Annotated in this window: 13 protein-coding genes and 1 pseudogene; 9 read left to right on the plus strand and 5 right to left on the minus strand. The window is 28.7% G+C overall.

Annotation, left to right across the window (positions count from 1 at the left end; translation table 11 throughout):
* Position 1: 1 nt before the first annotated feature.
* Positions 2-331: a ribosome silencing factor gene (gene rsfS / locus L8Y18_RS04865; RefSeq protein WP_133319354.1), complete on the plus strand. Its 330-nt coding sequence runs from the start codon at positions 2-4 to the stop codon at positions 329-331.
* 252 nt (positions 332-583) lie between these two features.
* Here rsfS and L8Y18_RS04870 read toward each other — a convergent pair.
* From L8Y18_RS04870 to L8Y18_RS04890, 5 genes and pseudogenes are all read right to left on the minus strand, one after another.
* Positions 584-959 (minus strand): annotated as a pseudogene (locus L8Y18_RS04870) (DUF1090 family protein).
* Positions 960-1,195: 236 nt separating this feature from the next.
* The gene (locus L8Y18_RS04875; protein ID WP_263660500.1) at positions 1,196-1,570 is read right to left on the minus strand and encodes an HIT family protein; all 375 of its coding nucleotides are present in this window, start codon (positions 1,568-1,570) and stop codon (positions 1,196-1,198) included.
* 41 nt (positions 1,571-1,611) lie between these two features.
* Positions 1,612-3,003, minus strand: coding sequence for a class II fumarate hydratase (gene fumC / locus L8Y18_RS04880; RefSeq protein ID WP_263676382.1), 1,392 nt, complete (start codon positions 3,001-3,003; stop codon positions 1,612-1,614).
* A 128-nt stretch (positions 3,004-3,131) separates the two neighbouring features.
* Positions 3,132-4,931, minus strand: coding sequence for a glutamine--fructose-6-phosphate transaminase (isomerizing) (gene glmS, locus L8Y18_RS04885; protein ID WP_263676383.1), 1,800 nt, complete (start codon positions 4,929-4,931; stop codon positions 3,132-3,134).
* Positions 4,932-4,934: 3 nt separating this feature from the next.
* On the minus strand, positions 4,935-7,289 hold the full coding sequence (locus L8Y18_RS04890) for a nucleotidyltransferase (RefSeq protein WP_263676384.1): 2,355 nt from the start codon (positions 7,287-7,289) through the stop codon (positions 4,935-4,937).
* A 120-nt stretch (positions 7,290-7,409) separates the two neighbouring features.
* Here L8Y18_RS04890 and mqnE point away from each other — a divergent pair, with 120 nt between their 5' ends.
* From mqnE to L8Y18_RS04930, 8 genes are all read left to right on the plus strand, one after another.
* Entirely contained in the window at positions 7,410-8,474 is a 1,065-nt protein-coding gene (mqnE, locus tag L8Y18_RS04895; protein WP_133319349.1) for an aminofutalosine synthase MqnE, read from the plus strand.
* Positions 8,475-8,482: 8 nt separating this feature from the next.
* Positions 8,483-9,799 carry an NCS2 family permease gene (locus L8Y18_RS04900; RefSeq protein WP_263676385.1) on the plus strand — a complete coding sequence of 439 codons (1,317 nt, stop codon included), beginning with the start codon at positions 8,483-8,485 and terminating at the stop codon, positions 9,797-9,799.
* Positions 9,800-9,808: 9 nt separating this feature from the next.
* A complete protein-coding gene (locus L8Y18_RS04905; RefSeq protein WP_133319347.1) occupies positions 9,809-10,249 on the plus strand; it encodes a phosphoribosyltransferase in 441 nt (146 codons plus the stop codon).
* 61 nt (positions 10,250-10,310) lie between these two features.
* On the plus strand, positions 10,311-12,704 hold the full coding sequence (locus tag L8Y18_RS04910) for a molybdopterin guanine dinucleotide-containing S/N-oxide reductase (protein ID WP_263676386.1): 2,394 nt from the start codon (positions 10,311-10,313) through the stop codon (positions 12,702-12,704).
* A gap of 1 nt (position 12,705) precedes the next feature.
* Positions 12,706-13,239 carry a hypothetical protein gene (locus L8Y18_RS04915; protein WP_133319345.1) on the plus strand — a complete coding sequence of 178 codons (534 nt, stop codon included), beginning with the start codon at positions 12,706-12,708 and terminating at the stop codon, positions 13,237-13,239.
* Between the two features lie 6 nt (positions 13,240-13,245).
* Positions 13,246-14,403, plus strand: coding sequence for a hypothetical protein (locus L8Y18_RS04920; protein WP_263676387.1), 1,158 nt, complete (start codon positions 13,246-13,248; stop codon positions 14,401-14,403).
* Positions 14,400-15,140, plus strand: coding sequence for a Tfp pilus assembly protein FimT/FimU (locus L8Y18_RS04925; RefSeq protein ID WP_133319343.1), 741 nt, complete (start codon positions 14,400-14,402; stop codon positions 15,138-15,140). Before L8Y18_RS04920 ends, L8Y18_RS04925 begins: the two co-directional genes overlap by 4 nt.
* Before the next feature lie 78 nt (positions 15,141-15,218).
* Positions 15,219-16,247: cache domain-containing protein (locus tag L8Y18_RS04930; RefSeq protein ID WP_263659815.1), on the plus strand; the 1,029-nt coding region annotated here is incomplete at its 3' end.

The raw sequence follows: 16,247 nt of genomic DNA on the forward strand, positions 1-16,247 counted from the left end.
AATGCAAGAAAGAATTAATAATATAGTGCAGATTTTAGATGATAAAAAGGCAGATTTAATAGAAAGCTTTGATATGCAAGATAAGGATTATTTTGTTAAATTTGTAGTGATTGCTACTACTATGGGGGAAAGACACGCGCTTTCTTTGATTGATGATTTAAAAACTAATCTTAAAAGCAAAGGTGAGGAGTTTTTAAATATAGAAAGTAGTGAAGAATGGACTGTACTTGATTTAGGAGATATTTTGATTCACTTAATGAGTGAAACTTATAGAACAAAATATAATATAGAAGAATTTTTGAAAAGTTTAAATAAAGAAAATCAAAACTAGGGTTAAGATTTAGATAATTTAATTACTGAGTTATCAGATTTAGCTAAAGAATATTTTGAAAATTCAGAATTTGGAAGATTATCAAAAGGCTATAGAGCTTTTTAATAAAATGATTGAGTAAACAAGTTTTAGAATATACCAAAGAATTATCAAAGCTTGATGGAGAAAATGAGTTTGCATTAAAAAATCAAAATATTTTAATGCAAAAATTAAAACAGTAAAATAAAAAGTGGTGGTAAATTTGGAATTAAATTAGAGTTTGTTGATGTATTTTTCAATCTCTTTTTTTGATTTTGTCTTTTTTGTCTTTTAAAGCTTGTTTTTTATTTTTATACTCTGTTTTACTCATATAATCTTTTTGTTTTTTTAATTCTTTTAACTCTTGTTCGATTTTTTCTATCTCTTGCTCTTTAAGTTTTTTGCCCTCTAATTTTTTATCATAAAAAAGAGGATCTTTTGCGCAATCTGCCTGGACTTCTTTTAAGGCTAATTCTAAACTTAAAGCTTTTTCTTGATGATTGTAATTTTTAGCATAAGCTATTTCTTTTTGAATTTGCTTTATTTTAACCTCACATTGCGTGGAAAATGCAAATGAGCAAAGTGTAAGTAAAAATAACAATTGCTTCATAATTTAAACCTTTCTTTTTTGAAATTTTAATTTATTATATTAAATAATTTATTTGCTGTTTTTAATAAAAACATGAGTTTTAAAAAAAGTTATTTGACCTTTTATAAAAACAAAGATGAATTATTATCAAGCTTATAGTTTGATTTTCTCATATTTTAAACTTATATGATTTTTGTACTAAAATAATCCTAAGTAGATGATGTGATAGGACTTGATAACTAGAATTAATAAATTTTTTAAACATAAATATTTTTTATTTTTTTAAGTAATATTGATGTAAATCCTTCAAAATCAGGTAAATTTAAATCCTTAATTTCTCTTTGCTGTTTTCCCCACATACTTTCAGGAAAAAACCCATCTTCTTTAAAACGTGCCATAACATGAAAATGCACTCTTGGTACATAGTTTGCAAAGGAAGCTATGTTGATTTTTTCTGGGTTGTAGTATTCTCTAAGGCTTAACTCACAAGCTAAAACATACTGAAAAAGCATATTTTGCAAAAAGGTTGGACAATCACTTAATTCTTTGTAGTTTTCTTTAGTAAAAATTTTCACCCAAGGAATTTGAGAATCTTCTTTTTCTATAAATAAAAAATCATTTTCATAAATCATTTAAATCCTTAAAAAGACTAGGGTTATTCCTAGTCTTTTGATTATTTTTTTACTCCTATCATTTTTGTAGGATCTACAAATTTAGCAAAGTCTTCTTCGCTTACTAAGCCAAGTTCCATAGCACTTTCTTTTAAAGAAATACCTTTTTTATGAGCATTTTTTGCTACTTTAGCTGCATTTTCATAGCCAATATGTGGATTTAGTGCAGTTACTAGCATTAAAGAATTATGTAAATTATGATCTATTTTTTCTTTATTTGGCTCTATACCAACAGCACAATGGATATTAAATGAATGCATAGCATCAGCTAATAAATCAAGGCTTTGCAAGAAGTTATAAATAATCACAGGTTTGAAAACATTAAGCTCGAAATTTCCTTGGCTTGCTGCAAAGCCAATAGCTGTATCATTTCCCATAACTTGCACTGCAACCATAGTTAAAGCTTCGCATTGGGTAGGATTAACCTTGCCTGGCATGATAGAACTTCCTGGCTCATTTTCAGGTATGTTTAATTCCCCAAGACCACATCTAGGACCACTTGCTAGCCATCTAATATCATTTGCTATTTTCATTAAATTTGCAGCTAAGCCTTTCATGGCTCCATGAGTAAAATTAATTGCATCATGGCTTGTTAGGGCATGGAATTTATTTGGACTTGAAATAAATTTAGTGCCTATTAGCTTGCTTAATTCTTCGCTTACTTTTTCACTAAGTTCTGGATGCGCATTCAATCCTGTACCAACAGCTGTCCCACCTATTGCAAGTTCTCTTAATGTAGGTAAAGAAGCGATGATTTGCTCTTTTGAGTGAAGTAACATAGAAAGATATCCGCTAAATTCTTGAGCTAGGGTAAGTGGTGTAGCATCTTGAAGGTGAGTTCTTCCTATTTTAATAATTCCTTCAAATTCTTTTACTTTTTTTTCAAAAGTTGCAATAAGCTCATCTAAAGCAGGGATAAGTTTTTTCTCTACTTGCTCTACCGAAACTATACTCATAGCAGTTGGAAAAGTATCATTTGAACTTTGACTCATATTTACATGATCATTTGGATGAACAAGCTTTTCTTTTCTAAAATCTCCACCCATAATTTCAGTTGCACGGTTTGCTATAACTTCATTCATATTCATATTGCTTTGAGTGCCTGAACCTGTTTGCCATATTGCTAGTGGGAAATTATCGTCAAATTTTCCTGCTACAATTTCATCGCAAGCTTGCACGATAGCATTTTTTTTAGCATCATCTAATTTACCAAGTTTATTATTTACCAAAGCCAAAGATTTTTTAAGATTTGCAAAAGCATAAATTAAAACTTTTGGCATTTTTTCACAACCAATTTTAAAATTTTCAAAACTTCTTTCAGTTTGTGCTCCCCAATATTTATCATTAGGAACTTTAATCTCTCCCATAGTATCGTGTTCGATTCTGTATTCCATGGCCTTTCCTTGTAATAAAATAAGTTGTGATATTTAAACTAAATAAACCCTAAAGTTTGCTTATAATTTAAGAAGTATTTATAAAATTTTTGAAGAAAGGTGTAGTTTTTTTCAAAACTACACAAATATTATTCTACTGTAACACTTTTTGCTAGATTTCTTGGCATATCCACATCATTGCCAAGTCTTATAGAAACTTCTAAAGCTAGAAGTTGTAAGATTACCATCATTTCGAAAAATTCGCACATATAGTGCTCTTGCTTTGAAGTTTTTATAAAATCATCACTTAAATCAAAATCAAGTGGAGAGATAGCAAGTAAAGTAGAATCCCTTGCAGCTAATTCTTCTACATTTGATTTTGTTTTTTCATAAAGACAATTTTGCGGCATTAATGCAACGGTAAAAAGCTCACTATCTGCTAGAGCAATAGGTCCATGTTTCATCTCTCCTGCTGGATAGCCTTCAGCATGTAAGTATGAAATTTCTTTAAGTTTTAAAGCTCCTTCTAGTGCTAGTGGATAAAATACATCTCTTCCTATAAAGAAAAAGCCATGGCCATGTAGGTATCTTTTTGAAATTCTATGTACTTTTTCATGCAAGTTTTGTTCAACTTTAACTATACTTGGTAAACTTCTTAGAGCTTTGATTTCTTTACTCATATCTAAATTTGCTTTTTGTGCAAGATAGATTGCAAGCATCCATAAAGTTGCTACTTGAGTGGCAAATGCTTTAGTTGAAGCTACGCCTTTTTCAATACCCGCTCTAGTAAGTAAAGATATATCAGCCAAACGCACGATGTTAGAATTATCCACATTGCATATTGCTAAAGTTTTAACTCCTTGTGTTTTTGCTATTTTTAAAGCTTCTAGTGTATCAGCTGTTTCACCACTTTGAGAGATTACTATAAAAAGAGTATTTTTACCTATAATAGCTTCTCTGTATCTAAATTCACTTGCTACTTCAACTTTAGTTTTAATTTTTGCAAGTCTTTCAAGTAAATAAGCCCCACTTAATGCTGCATGATAGCTTGTACCACAAGCACAAAGTGTGATTTCATCTATGTTTTGTAAAAGAACTTCATCTATATCTTCAAAAACAATCTGCTCACCTTGCAAGCGTCCCATTAAAACTTCACCTAAAACTCTACTTTGCTCATAAATTTCTTTTTCCATGAAAAATCTATAACCATCTTTTTGAGCATAACTTTTATCTTGACTTAAAGCCACAAAAGTAGGTTGTATACAAGCTTGATCATGACAAATTTTGCATTCATTTAAATTAATATATCCATAATCTCCATCTTCAAGATAAGCTACTTTATCCACTAAAGAAACTAAAGGTGCATCACTTGATGCAAAATAATATTCATTTTCATCGCCATTTTTTCCGATGATGAGTGGTACAGCATTTTTAGCAAAATAAATTGTATTAGGATCTTTTTTACTCACAAGTAAGATTGCAAAAGCACCTTTTAGTTCAGCTATAGTCTTTTTAAAAGCTTCAAATGGCTCTAAATTACTCGCATGATATTCAAATAAATGTACAATAACTTCAGTGTCTGTTTGACTTAGAAAATTAATACCTTCTTGTGTGAGTTTTGTTTTTAATTCTTGGTAATTTTCTATGATTCCATTATGTATTACACAAGAGTATTGTCCTAAATGTGGATGCGCATTTATTTCAGTTGGTTTTCCATGGGTTGCCCAACGCGTATGGCCTATAGCAAGCCCAAATCCATCACTATTAAAATTAGCAGTCTTATTAGCTAAATTTTCTAATTTTCCAACCGCTTTAAAAAAGTCTAATTCTCCATCTTTCATTACTGCTATACCAGCGCTATCATAACCTCTATATTCAAGCTCTTTTAAACCTTCTAATATGATTTTTTTCTTTTCTTTAGTTCCTATATAACCTACTATTCCACACATCTTTTACTCGCTTATTAGTGATTTAAGAATTTGATCTTTATGATCTTGCAAGCTTTCATTTTTATGCAAAATCAAAACATTTCGCGTTCTTTCTTTTATAGTTTGAATTTTTGCTGCACTTAAGACAATATCATATCTTACAAGCACATCCATTACATAAGCCATTAAACCTTTTTGATCTTTTGTGTTTAAGGTTATTTTGGCATAGCTTTTGGAATAATTCATGTCTAATTTTAATTCATCTTTTTTAATGTTTGGTTTTTTTGCTTTTTTTTGTACTTTTAAATGTAATTTAGAATTAAGTAAATTTTCTAAACTTTGTTTTTGATTATCACTTACTATATCTGAATATTCAAATTTCAGATAAACTTTTTCATCAAATAATTCAAAAAAACTCATAAAGACTAAATTTAAAGAACTTAAAGTGTTGAGTATATTTTCAAGATTATTTTTTCTATTCATTATAAGCTCTAGAGTAAAATTATCTTGATTGTCAAGCCAAAAAGTAAAATTTTCTTTTTGCGCAATCTGTGTTATTTTAATAATTTTTTCAAAGCTATTTTTTATAAAAAAGAGATTAGATTTAATATGAGTGATATTGTTTTGAGTTTGCTCATCAAGATCTAAAAAAGCCTTGCTTCTTTTTAGGGTTTGTTCTTTTTTTACCCTTCTTTGACTCTCATCAATTAAATTTTCATCCTCAAAACCTTCTAGTGCATTTTGAAACAATCTTTCTAAACTTTTATAATAAAAATGATTTTCTATACCCAAAGCTTTAGCATTGCAAAAAGATAAAAGATGTAAGGTTTTTAGGGTATGAGTATCATTTAATTTGGAAATAAAATTTAATACAATAGTAGAATTATAAATATCTTCTTTTTCTATAATATCTTTAAAAGCATTAAAATTTTTAAATAATCTTAAGCCAAAATCTAAAAGTTCATTATCAACTTGGAATTTTCCAACATAAGCTCTATAAATATTAGCTAAAGAAATTTCATTTTCTTCATGAATAGCACTTAAAAGTATGGTAAGCTTTATTATTAGAAGTGTTTTTTTATCAAATTTGCAATCTTTTTCTTCAAAGTATTTTAAGCAAAGTAATGCTCTATCTAATGCGCTATAAACACCTTCTTCTTCGAGTAAAAATTTACTTTGAATTAATGGTTTGCAAAAATCTTTTAAAATGTTTGCATTGTTTAGTAGTTTTAAAATACTAAAAGAATGTTTTTTTTCTAATATGCCTTTAAATAACTCCAAATTTTCATCATTATTTTTTGCTCTTTTTAATGCAAAAATTAGTTTAATATCAAAAATAAAATCCTCATCTTCTAGTTTTAAAAGTCGATTGAGTATTAAATTTAAATTTTCATTTTCATCTGAATGAGTAAAAAAGTTATCTTGTATTTCATAAAGTTTATTTTCTTTATAATGTTTTTCCTGGATGCATCTTGCTAAAAAATGTGTATAAATTCCACAAATTTGCATACTTTGCATTGCTTTTTGAATGAGTATGGATTTAAGATCTAAATTTTTCTTTTCTTTTTTATGCATTAAGTTAGCAAGTTCTTGTGAATTTTGTATTAAAAATAAATTTGTGTTTTTACCTTCTAAAAGATTCATTGCACATTTAAGTGAAAATAAAAAATCACTCGCAAGCTTAAATTCGCTAAATTCTTTTTCATTGATAAAATTAAGCATATAATTTTTGGGAGAATCTTTAAATAAAATATTTAAATTTTCTATACTAAGTTGCTCATCTAAACCGCCAAAATTTTTATTAATATCAAATTCTTGCTTGATTAAAGGTTGATAATAAGGGTTAAATTCTTGCAAGATTTTTAGAGCAAATTCTTCTTTTAACTCATCTTGAGCTTGGGAAATTTTTTCTTTGATTTGTTTAAATAAAATCTTAGAACCACTAATATAGCGATATTGTAAAATATTTTGTTTAAGCTCATTTTTAGCTATATTATAAAGTCCATTTATTTCACAAATTTGATAGTTAATGCTTAAACCAATATCGTTTAAAAAAGTAATAAATGCTTTCATTAAAGGCTTAATATTATAAGCTTTTATATCTTTATAAATAAGCAATAAATCAATATTTTCTTTTATGCTTAAATTCATTTTAGCATATTGTTTAATGGCGATAATACAAAAAGGAATTTTGTCATTATGTGGAAAAAAATCATCAAAAAAATCATTTAAAACAAGTTCATAAATATCTTCTATAAAACGATCAATCTCTTTAGAATGGTAAAAGCTAAAAGAGCCTTGCTTTAAAAAAAGTCTAGAACAATATGCTTCATAGTCTTTTAAAGAATTTTTTAATTTTTGAATTTTTTGCATATCCATTTTTGAAAATTATTCCTTGCTTTAAATTTTTATTAAAATCATACCAAAAAATACTTTGTATTAAATTTTAAGTAAGTTAAAATTATAATTGTAGTTTAAAATTAAAAATATGGTAAGAATATGCAAACAATTATAGAAAAATTAGAAAATCAAGAAAGATTAAATGAAGAAGAGGCTAATAAACTTTGGGATTTAGAGCTTTTTACTCTAGCTAAATATGCACAAAAAATTCGTACTAATTTGCATGGCAAAAAGGTTTATTTTAATATCAATCGACATATTAATCCTACAAATATATGTGCAGATACTTGTAAATTTTGTGCTTTTTCAGCACATAGGAAAAATCCTAATCCTTACACTATGACACATGAAGAGATAATGAAAATAGTTGATGAAACAGTTTTAAGAGATACGAAAGAAATTCATATTGTTTCAGCGCACAATAAAAATACATCATGGCAGTGGTATTTAGAAATTTTTAAAATGATTAAAGAAAAATATCCATTTTTACACATTAAAGCTCTAACTGCTGCTGAGGTTGATTTTTTAAGTAGAGCTTTTGATATGAGTTATGAAGAAGTAATAGAAAAAATGCTTGAGTATGGTGTTGATTCTATGCCAGGTGGTGGAGCTGAAATTTTTGATGAAGAAGTTAGAAAAAGAATTTGTCATGGTAAGGTAAGTAGTGAAAATTGGCTAAAAATTCACAAACTTTGGCATGAAAAAGGCAAACAAAGTAATGCTACTATGTTATTTGGGCATATAGAAAGTAGAGAAAATAGAATTAATCACATGATAAGATTAAGAAATCTCCAAGATCAAACAAGTGGGTTTAATGCTTTTATTCCTTTAGTTTGGCAACAAGATAATAGTTTTATTACAGGTAAAAAGCCACTTGGCTCGGTGGAAATTTTAAAAACTTTAGCTATAGCAAGAATTGTACTTGATAATATTAAAAATATCAAAGCTTATTGGGCAACTATGGGTATAAATTTAGCTATGGTGGCTCAAGATTTTGGCGCAAATGATTTAGATGGTACCATAGAAAAAGAAAGCATACAAAGTGCAGGTGGAGCAAAAAGTTCAAATGGCTTAAGTTTAAAAACCTTCATAGAGATGATTCAAAGTTCAGGTTATATAGCAATAGAGCGAGATAGTTTATATAATGAACTAAAAATTTATTAAGGATTAAAATGGATTTTTTTAAACTTAAAGAGCATAATAGCGATGTAAAAACTGAAATTTATGCAGGTATTGCTACCTTTTTAGCAATGATTTATATTATACCGGTTAATGCTAATATAATGAGCAATTCAGGTATGCCACTAGAGGCTTTAATCGTAGCAACCGCTTTGGTAACTATTATAGCTACTACTTTAAGTGCTTTTTTTTCTAATACTCCTGTGGCTATGAGTGTAGGCATGGGATTAAATGCGTATTTTACTTTTAGCGTGTGTAATACTTATCAAATTCCTTGGCAAAGTGCTTTGGGGGCTGTTTTTTTATCAGGTATTGTTTTTACTTTTTTATCTTTTACTAATTTTAGAATTTGGGTTATAAAAAGCATACCAAATGATCTAAGAAAAGCTATATCAGCGGGTATTGGAACTTTTATAGCTTTTATGGGACTTGTGCAAATGGGAATTATCACCAAAAGCGAAGCAACTTTAGTAGGCTTGGGAGATTTTTCAAGCACTAAAGTACTTTTTGGATTATTTGGTTTGTTTTTAGTTTTTGTTTTTTGGGCTTGGAGGATTAAAGCTGCTTTTATCTTAGCTGTTTTTGTAAGTGCTTTGTGTGCTTGGATTTTTGGTATTGATGGAGCTAGGTTTCCAGAACAACTTTTATCGATGCCAGTTATAAACGGAGATAATGGCTTAAGTGCAATATTTGGTAAGCTTGATATTAAAGGAGCTTTAGAGCTTAGTATGATTCCTATAGTGCTTACTTTTTTTGTTACTCAGCTTTTTGATAGCGTAGGGACAATCACAGGCGTAGGCTCAAGAGGAAAAATATTTGATGATCCAAAACAAGGTGATAAAAAACTAGGAAAAACTTTAGGGGTAGATGCTGTTAGTTCAGCTATGGGAGCAGTTGTTGGTACCTCTACTGTAACGGCATTTGTGGAGAGTTCAGCAGGAGTTGAAGCAGGCGGTAGAACAGGTCTCACAGCTTTAGTTACTGCTATATGTTTTGTTTTCACTTTATTTTTACTACCAGTATTTAAAGCTATTCCTGCAAATTCTATTTATCCTGTATTGGTTCTTGTTGGAGTTTTAATGTTTATGGAAGTTGCAAATATTAATTTTAAAGATAAAGCAATAGCTGTGAGTGCGTTTTTTATTATTATTATGATGCCGCTGACTTATTCTATTACAACAGGTTTTGCTTTTGGTTTTATTGCGTATTTATTTATGCGTATTATGCAAAAAGAATTTGATAAAATTAATCTTGGAATTGTCATTTTAAGTGCAATTTCATTATTGGTATTTTTATTACAATTTTTATAGGAAGTGATTATGTATTATTATGCTTATGAAGAATTTCAAAAAGAAATTATCCCTTTTACGCGCAAAATAAAAGAGGAATTTAATCCCGATGTTTTACTTGCTATAGCAAGAGGTGGTATGACTTTAGGCCATTTTTTAGCAGAAGGTATGGGTAATAGAAATTTATTTTCTTTAAATTCTATCCATTATGAAGATACTCAAAAATTAGATACGATTAAAATTTTTAATATTCCTGATCTTAGTTCATATAAAAAAGTTCTTTTGGTAGATGATATCATAGATAGTGGTGAAACTATGATAGAAATTAAGAGAGTCTTAAGTCAAAAGTTTCCTCATTTAGAGCTTAAAGTAGCAAGTGTTTTTTACAAAACTTCAGCATTATTAATCCCTGAATTTTATATTAAAGAAGCTAAAGAATGGATTGATTTTTTCTGGAGTATTAAAATTTAGTTTATTATTAGCTATAAATAATACAATATAATTAAATACTAAACTAAAAGGAAGGACAAACATGAGTTTAACAAGAAGAAAATTCTTAAAAGGTCTTGCTGCAACTTCAGCAGTTGCTTCCGTTAATCCTTTAATGGCAGCACAAACAAAATTTTACGATACTAAAAAAATTCCTCATGCAACTCACTTTGGTGCTTTTTGGGCTGAAGTAAATTCAGAAGGAAAAATAGTAAAAGTTACTCCACAAAAATCTGATAAACATCCTTCAGTAATAACTGATGCTATTATCGATAGAACTTATTCAGACACTAGGGTAAAGTATCCTTGTGTTAGAAAAAGCTTTTTAGAAGGTAAAAAAAGACCTAAATTAAGAGGTAAAGAACCTTTTGTAAGAGTAAGTTGGGAGAAAGCTTTAGAGCTTGTATTGGAAAAATTAAAAGAAACCCCTATTGAAAATTTATTTAATGCAAGTTATGGTGCATGGGGACATGTAGGTTTATTGCACAATTGCAACTCAGTAGCAGGAAGATTTTTTAACACCGCTTTAGGTGGCCATATTGGCACTGATGGTGAGTATAGTAATGGTGCTGCTGGTAAAGTAAATGCTAGCATAGTAGGAGATTTGGAAGTTTATTCTTTACAAACTTCTCATGAAGTTATTTTGGAAAACACTCAGGTTTATGTTTTATGGGGAGCTGATCTTTATAAATGTAATCAAATTGATTTTAAAGTTGCAAATCGTGGTAATGATGATTATTATAAAAAATACAGCAAATCAAAAATTAAATTTATAACTATCGATCCTCAATATACTCAAACAGCAGAAATTTTAAATGCCCAGTGGATTAAGATTCGTCCAAATACTGATGTTGCTTTAATGCTTGGTATGATGAATTATTTATATAAAAGTGGAAAATATGATAAAAAATTCATTGAAAAATACACTGATGGTTTTGACAAATTCTTACCTTATTTGCTTGGAAAAACTGATGGTATTGATAAAACTCCAGCTTGGGCTGCAAATATTACCGGCGTTGAAGAAAAAGTTATTACTGCATTAGCAGATACTTTTGTAAAAAATAGAACCTTTTTAGCAGGTAACTGGGCTATGCAAAGAGCACACCATGGTGAGCAAGCCGATTGGACTTTAATGGTTTTAGCTTCAATGATAGGTCAAGTAGGCTTACCTGGTGGTGGATTTGGTTTTTCTATGCATTATTCAGGTGGTGGTCAAGCATTTTCAGGTGTAAGATTACCAGTAGGTTTACCACAAGGTAAAAATAATCTTGATATTAATATTCCTGCAAGTAGAGTTTCAGAAGCTATTTTAAATCCAGGTAAAACAGTTAAATTTAAAGGTAAAGAAATCACTTATCCTAAAATTAAACTCATGTATGTAGTGGGTGCTTCTGTATTGGGTCATCATCCAAATACAAATGAACTTATCAAAGCTTTAAGAACACTTGATACATTAATTGTACATGAGCCTTGGTGGACTCCTATGGCAAAAATGGCAGATATTGTATTACCTTCAACTACAACTTTAGAAAGAGATGACATTAGCTTTGGTGGCTCTTATTCTCAAGATTATGTTTATGCTATGAAAAAAGTAATTGAGCCTTATTTTGAAAGTAGAAATGACTATGATATTTTCGAAGAATTAGCAAAAAGAATTGGCGAGAGAGAGCATAAAAAATTTACAGGTAATAAAACAAAACAACAATGGCTTGAAGGTTTTTATGGAAGAAGTGATTGTCCTTATTATATGGAATTTGCTGACTTTTGGAAACAAGGTTTTATCCATTTTGAACCACCAAAAGAAGCTTATAATTTTGTAAGACACTCTGAATTTAGAGCCGATCCTGTGGCAAATAAACTTGCAACAGAAAGTGGAAAAATCCAAATTTATTCTCCAAAATTTGAAAAATACAATTTAGATGATTTTAAAGCACATCCAACATGGTTTGAGCCTGCAGAGTGGTTGGGTAATGAAAAATTAGTTAAAAAATATCCTTTCCATTTAGTAAGTCCACATCCAAGATATAGAGTGCATTCTCAACTTGATAATACTTGGGTAAGAGATTTGTATAAAATTCAAGGTAGAGAGCCTGTGATGATTAATACAAATGATGCTAAAAAACTTGGTATTACCCACGGAGAAGTTGTAGAAGTATATAATGATCGTGGATCACTTTTAGCAGGTGCTTTTGTAACAGATAATATCATGGAAGGGGTTGTTAGTATCCAAGAAGGTGCTTGGTATGACCCTGAAGATGTAAGCGATAGCAAGCCAAGATGTAATGCAGGTCATGTAAATGTTTTAACAAGCTCAAGACCAACTTCAACTATGGCTCAAGCAACTAGTGTAAATACTTGCTTAGTGGGTATTAAAAAGCTAAAAGAAGTTATAAAACCTTATAATTCAACTACACCACCAGAAATCATAGGAGCTTAAAATGAAGAAAATTATATTGACATTAACTTTTTTAGCTAGTGCTTTGTTTGCTAAAGATATGTTTATTTTTAATGAAAAAGTAGATCTTTTAGATAGTGCTAGTAAAAAAGTAGTAGGACAAATTTATGAAGGCTCTAAAGTGGAGCTTATAAAAGAAGAAGGTGAATACTCTTTAATTAAAGTCAAAGGTGAGGTTGTGGAGTCAAATCCAAAAAGCCTTGCTTATACCAAAGATGGAATTTATCTTTTACTTACTTTAAATGGTAAAAATGCAAGTAATGAAATGGAATTTTTAGTTAAAAGTAAAGATTTGACCGATCAAGAAATTCTTGCTTGGGATGAGATAGAATTAACTTATTATGATACTTGCACAAGTTGTCACGCAGCACATAAACCAAAAGAACATTTAATGGAAGAATGGGATGCATATTTATCTGCTATGCAAGGTTTTGCTAAAATCACTGATGCGGAAAAAGATAGAATTTTAAGATTTTTACAATCTCACGCAAGTAATGGGCCTGTAAAACTTGACTAATCAAAAATGAAAAGGTATTTATTAGCCGTTTTATTTTTTGATTTTTGTGCTTTATTATATGGTGTAAGCACTTTATCTATCAGCTATAATGAAGCACAAATTTATTTTTACGATCATAGCTTAATTGCTATGATTGCTAGATTTGGTACTACTCTTCTTGGACAAAATGATTTTGGATTAAGACTTCCGTTTGTTTTGTTGCATTCTTTAAGTTGTATTTTGTTGTATATTTTGGCTTTAAGATACACCAAAACTTCTTTTGATGCTTTTATTTCTGTTGTGCTTTTTATATTGCTTCCTGGTAGTGTAGCCAGTGCTTTGCTTATCAATGAATCTAGCATAGTAATATTTTTTACGCTTTTGATTTTGGTGCTGTTTGAATATAAAAAATTTTTTTTATTTTATATCTTGTTTTTTTTAGTTCTTTTTGTAGATGGAAATTTTGTAATTTTATATTTATCTTTTTTCTTTTTTGCTATATATAAAAAAGATAAATTACTTATTGCATGCTCTTTGATTTTATTTGCTATTGCAATGAGTATTTATGGTTTTGATGCAAGTGGAAAACCTAAAGGATATTTTTTAGATACTTTAGGTATTTTTGCAGCTTGCTTTTCACCTTTAATTTTTCTTTATTTTTTTTATGTTATTTATAAAATTCTTTTACAAGATGATAAACCGCTTTTATGGTTTATTAGTGCAACTACTTTTGTTTTTTGTTTGATTTTTTCTATAAGACAAAGACTTTTTTTAGAAGACTTTTTACCTTTTTGTGTAGTTTGTACTCCATTATTAGTTCGTTATTTAATGTCTTCTTATCGCTCAAGAATGCCACAATTACGCCTAAAACATAAAATTTTTATAGAATGCTCTTTAGTTTTTTTACTATTTTTTTATCTTGGTATTATTTTTAATCAAAGTTTTTATTATTTATTAAAAGATCCAAAAAAACATTTTGCTTATGATTATCATATTGCTAAAGAATTGTCTTTAAAATTAAAACAAAGAAATTTTACACATATTTTCACTAAAGATAAAGAGTTAGCTTTAAGACTTAAATTTTATGGTATTTCCAAAGGTAAATTAGAACTTCATTCTAGTAAAAAAGCTAGTAAGATATATGTTAGTTTAGGTAAGCATAAAATTTATTATTATATAAAATGAAACAAGCTTTTACTTTAATAGAACTAGTTTTTGTTTGTATTATATTGTCTTTATTGTTTTCTATGGGGTATTTTTATTACAAACCTGACTATTTGCGTTTAGGGGCTGAACAAATTTTAAATGATATTAAATACACAAGACATTTAGCATTAATACAAAATGATTTTAGAGTAAAAGAATTTAACATTGCTAAACGAGAGTGGTTTAAAGCCAAATGGCAATTATATTTCATACGCTCAAAGTCAGCTACAAATAATGAACAAACTTATACTATTTTTTTAGATAAAAATGGTGATGGTAATGCAAATATAGGTAAAAACATGATTAATAAAGACAGAGAAATAGCTGTTGATTTAATTAATCCAAACTTATTGATGAACTCAGGACAAAGCGGAGTAATAAATCAAAATGATTCTAAGGCGAATTTAAAATATAATATAGAAAAAACATATGGTATTTCAAAAGTTTTGTTTGAAGGTGCTTGCAAGGGAAGTACGCGTTTAATTTTTGATGATTATGGTCGCTTATATACACCTTTGAAAAATGCTATGCGTCCTTATGATAAACTTGCTTCTTTTAATAATGATTGCATTATAAGATTATCTAATAAACAAGATCAGCATATATGTATAGTTATAAATCCTATTAGCGGTTATGCTTATATACCTCATTTTTCTTCACTAAACCAGCAGAGTATTATTTTAAATAATAAACAAATATTTTGTCATAATATATAATTTTTATTAAAATTTATTATTTTTTTGATAAAATATATTTACTAAAATACTTCAATTTAAATACAAAAAAGGAGATATATGAATGTAAATACACAAATGAGTGTGAAAAATAAATTGTCCATTGTTGTTGGTGTTATTGTCTTTTTAGCTTTATCAATAATCACTATAATGGCATTTGTTTCTAGTAGAAATAATTTAATTTCAAACAGTAAACAAGCGAATGAAGATTATTTATTGATCACAGAAACTCAAGTGGAAGGATATGTTGATGGTTATATAGATATTTTACTTGCCATAAAAAAATACATTGATTCTTTGGGAAAAAATCAAGTTTTAAATTTTGATTCTATGGAGCAAATACTAGGAGATGATTTAAAAATTTTTAAAGATGGATCAAATACTTTAGCTGTCTATGTTGGTTTTCCCGATGGAACTATGCTTGTAAGCGATACTGTTTCTGATAAAAAAGGAGTTAATTTTAGAAAAAGAGGTGGTGGAGTTTCTTCTTATGATGATCCAAGTTACGATGCTACTTCTAGAGACTGGTATAAAGGGGCTATTGCAAATGATGGAGTGTTTATAAGCGATGTTTATGAAGATTCTGTTACAAAATTACCTAGTTTTACTTATTCTACCCCGATCAAGAAAAATGGTAAGTTGATAGGTGTTTTAGGTGTTGATTTACTGCTAACATCTTTGCAAAAGACCTTTGAAAAACTTCCAGGAAATGTTTTTGTTTTTGATACAACAAGCTCTATTCCTTTTGCATCAAATAATAAATCACTAATCTTAACTCAACATCCAAGTATAGAAGAGATAAAAAAATATCATCAGCAATTTGGAGATTATAAAACATTTGAATATATAAGCGTTGATACACAAGAAGAAAGATTTGGAATTTGCGCTAATATAGATAATTCAAAAGCTAAAGTAAGCTATATTGCTTGTGCAACTCAAAAGCAAGATGAGTTGGAAATGTTGGTTTTAAAAGACGCATATAAGCAAATTATTTTTTCTATTATTATATTGTTTATTTCATGTTTTGCTATTTACTTTTTTTCTTCAAAATTACTATCCCCTTTACAAGCAATCCAAAAAGGTATCAAT

Origin of the sequence: Campylobacter sp. CNRCH_2007_0968H, assembly GCF_025773245.1 — a bacterium.
GTDB lineage: Bacteria > Campylobacterota > Campylobacteria > Campylobacterales > Campylobacteraceae > Campylobacter_D > Campylobacter_D lari_D.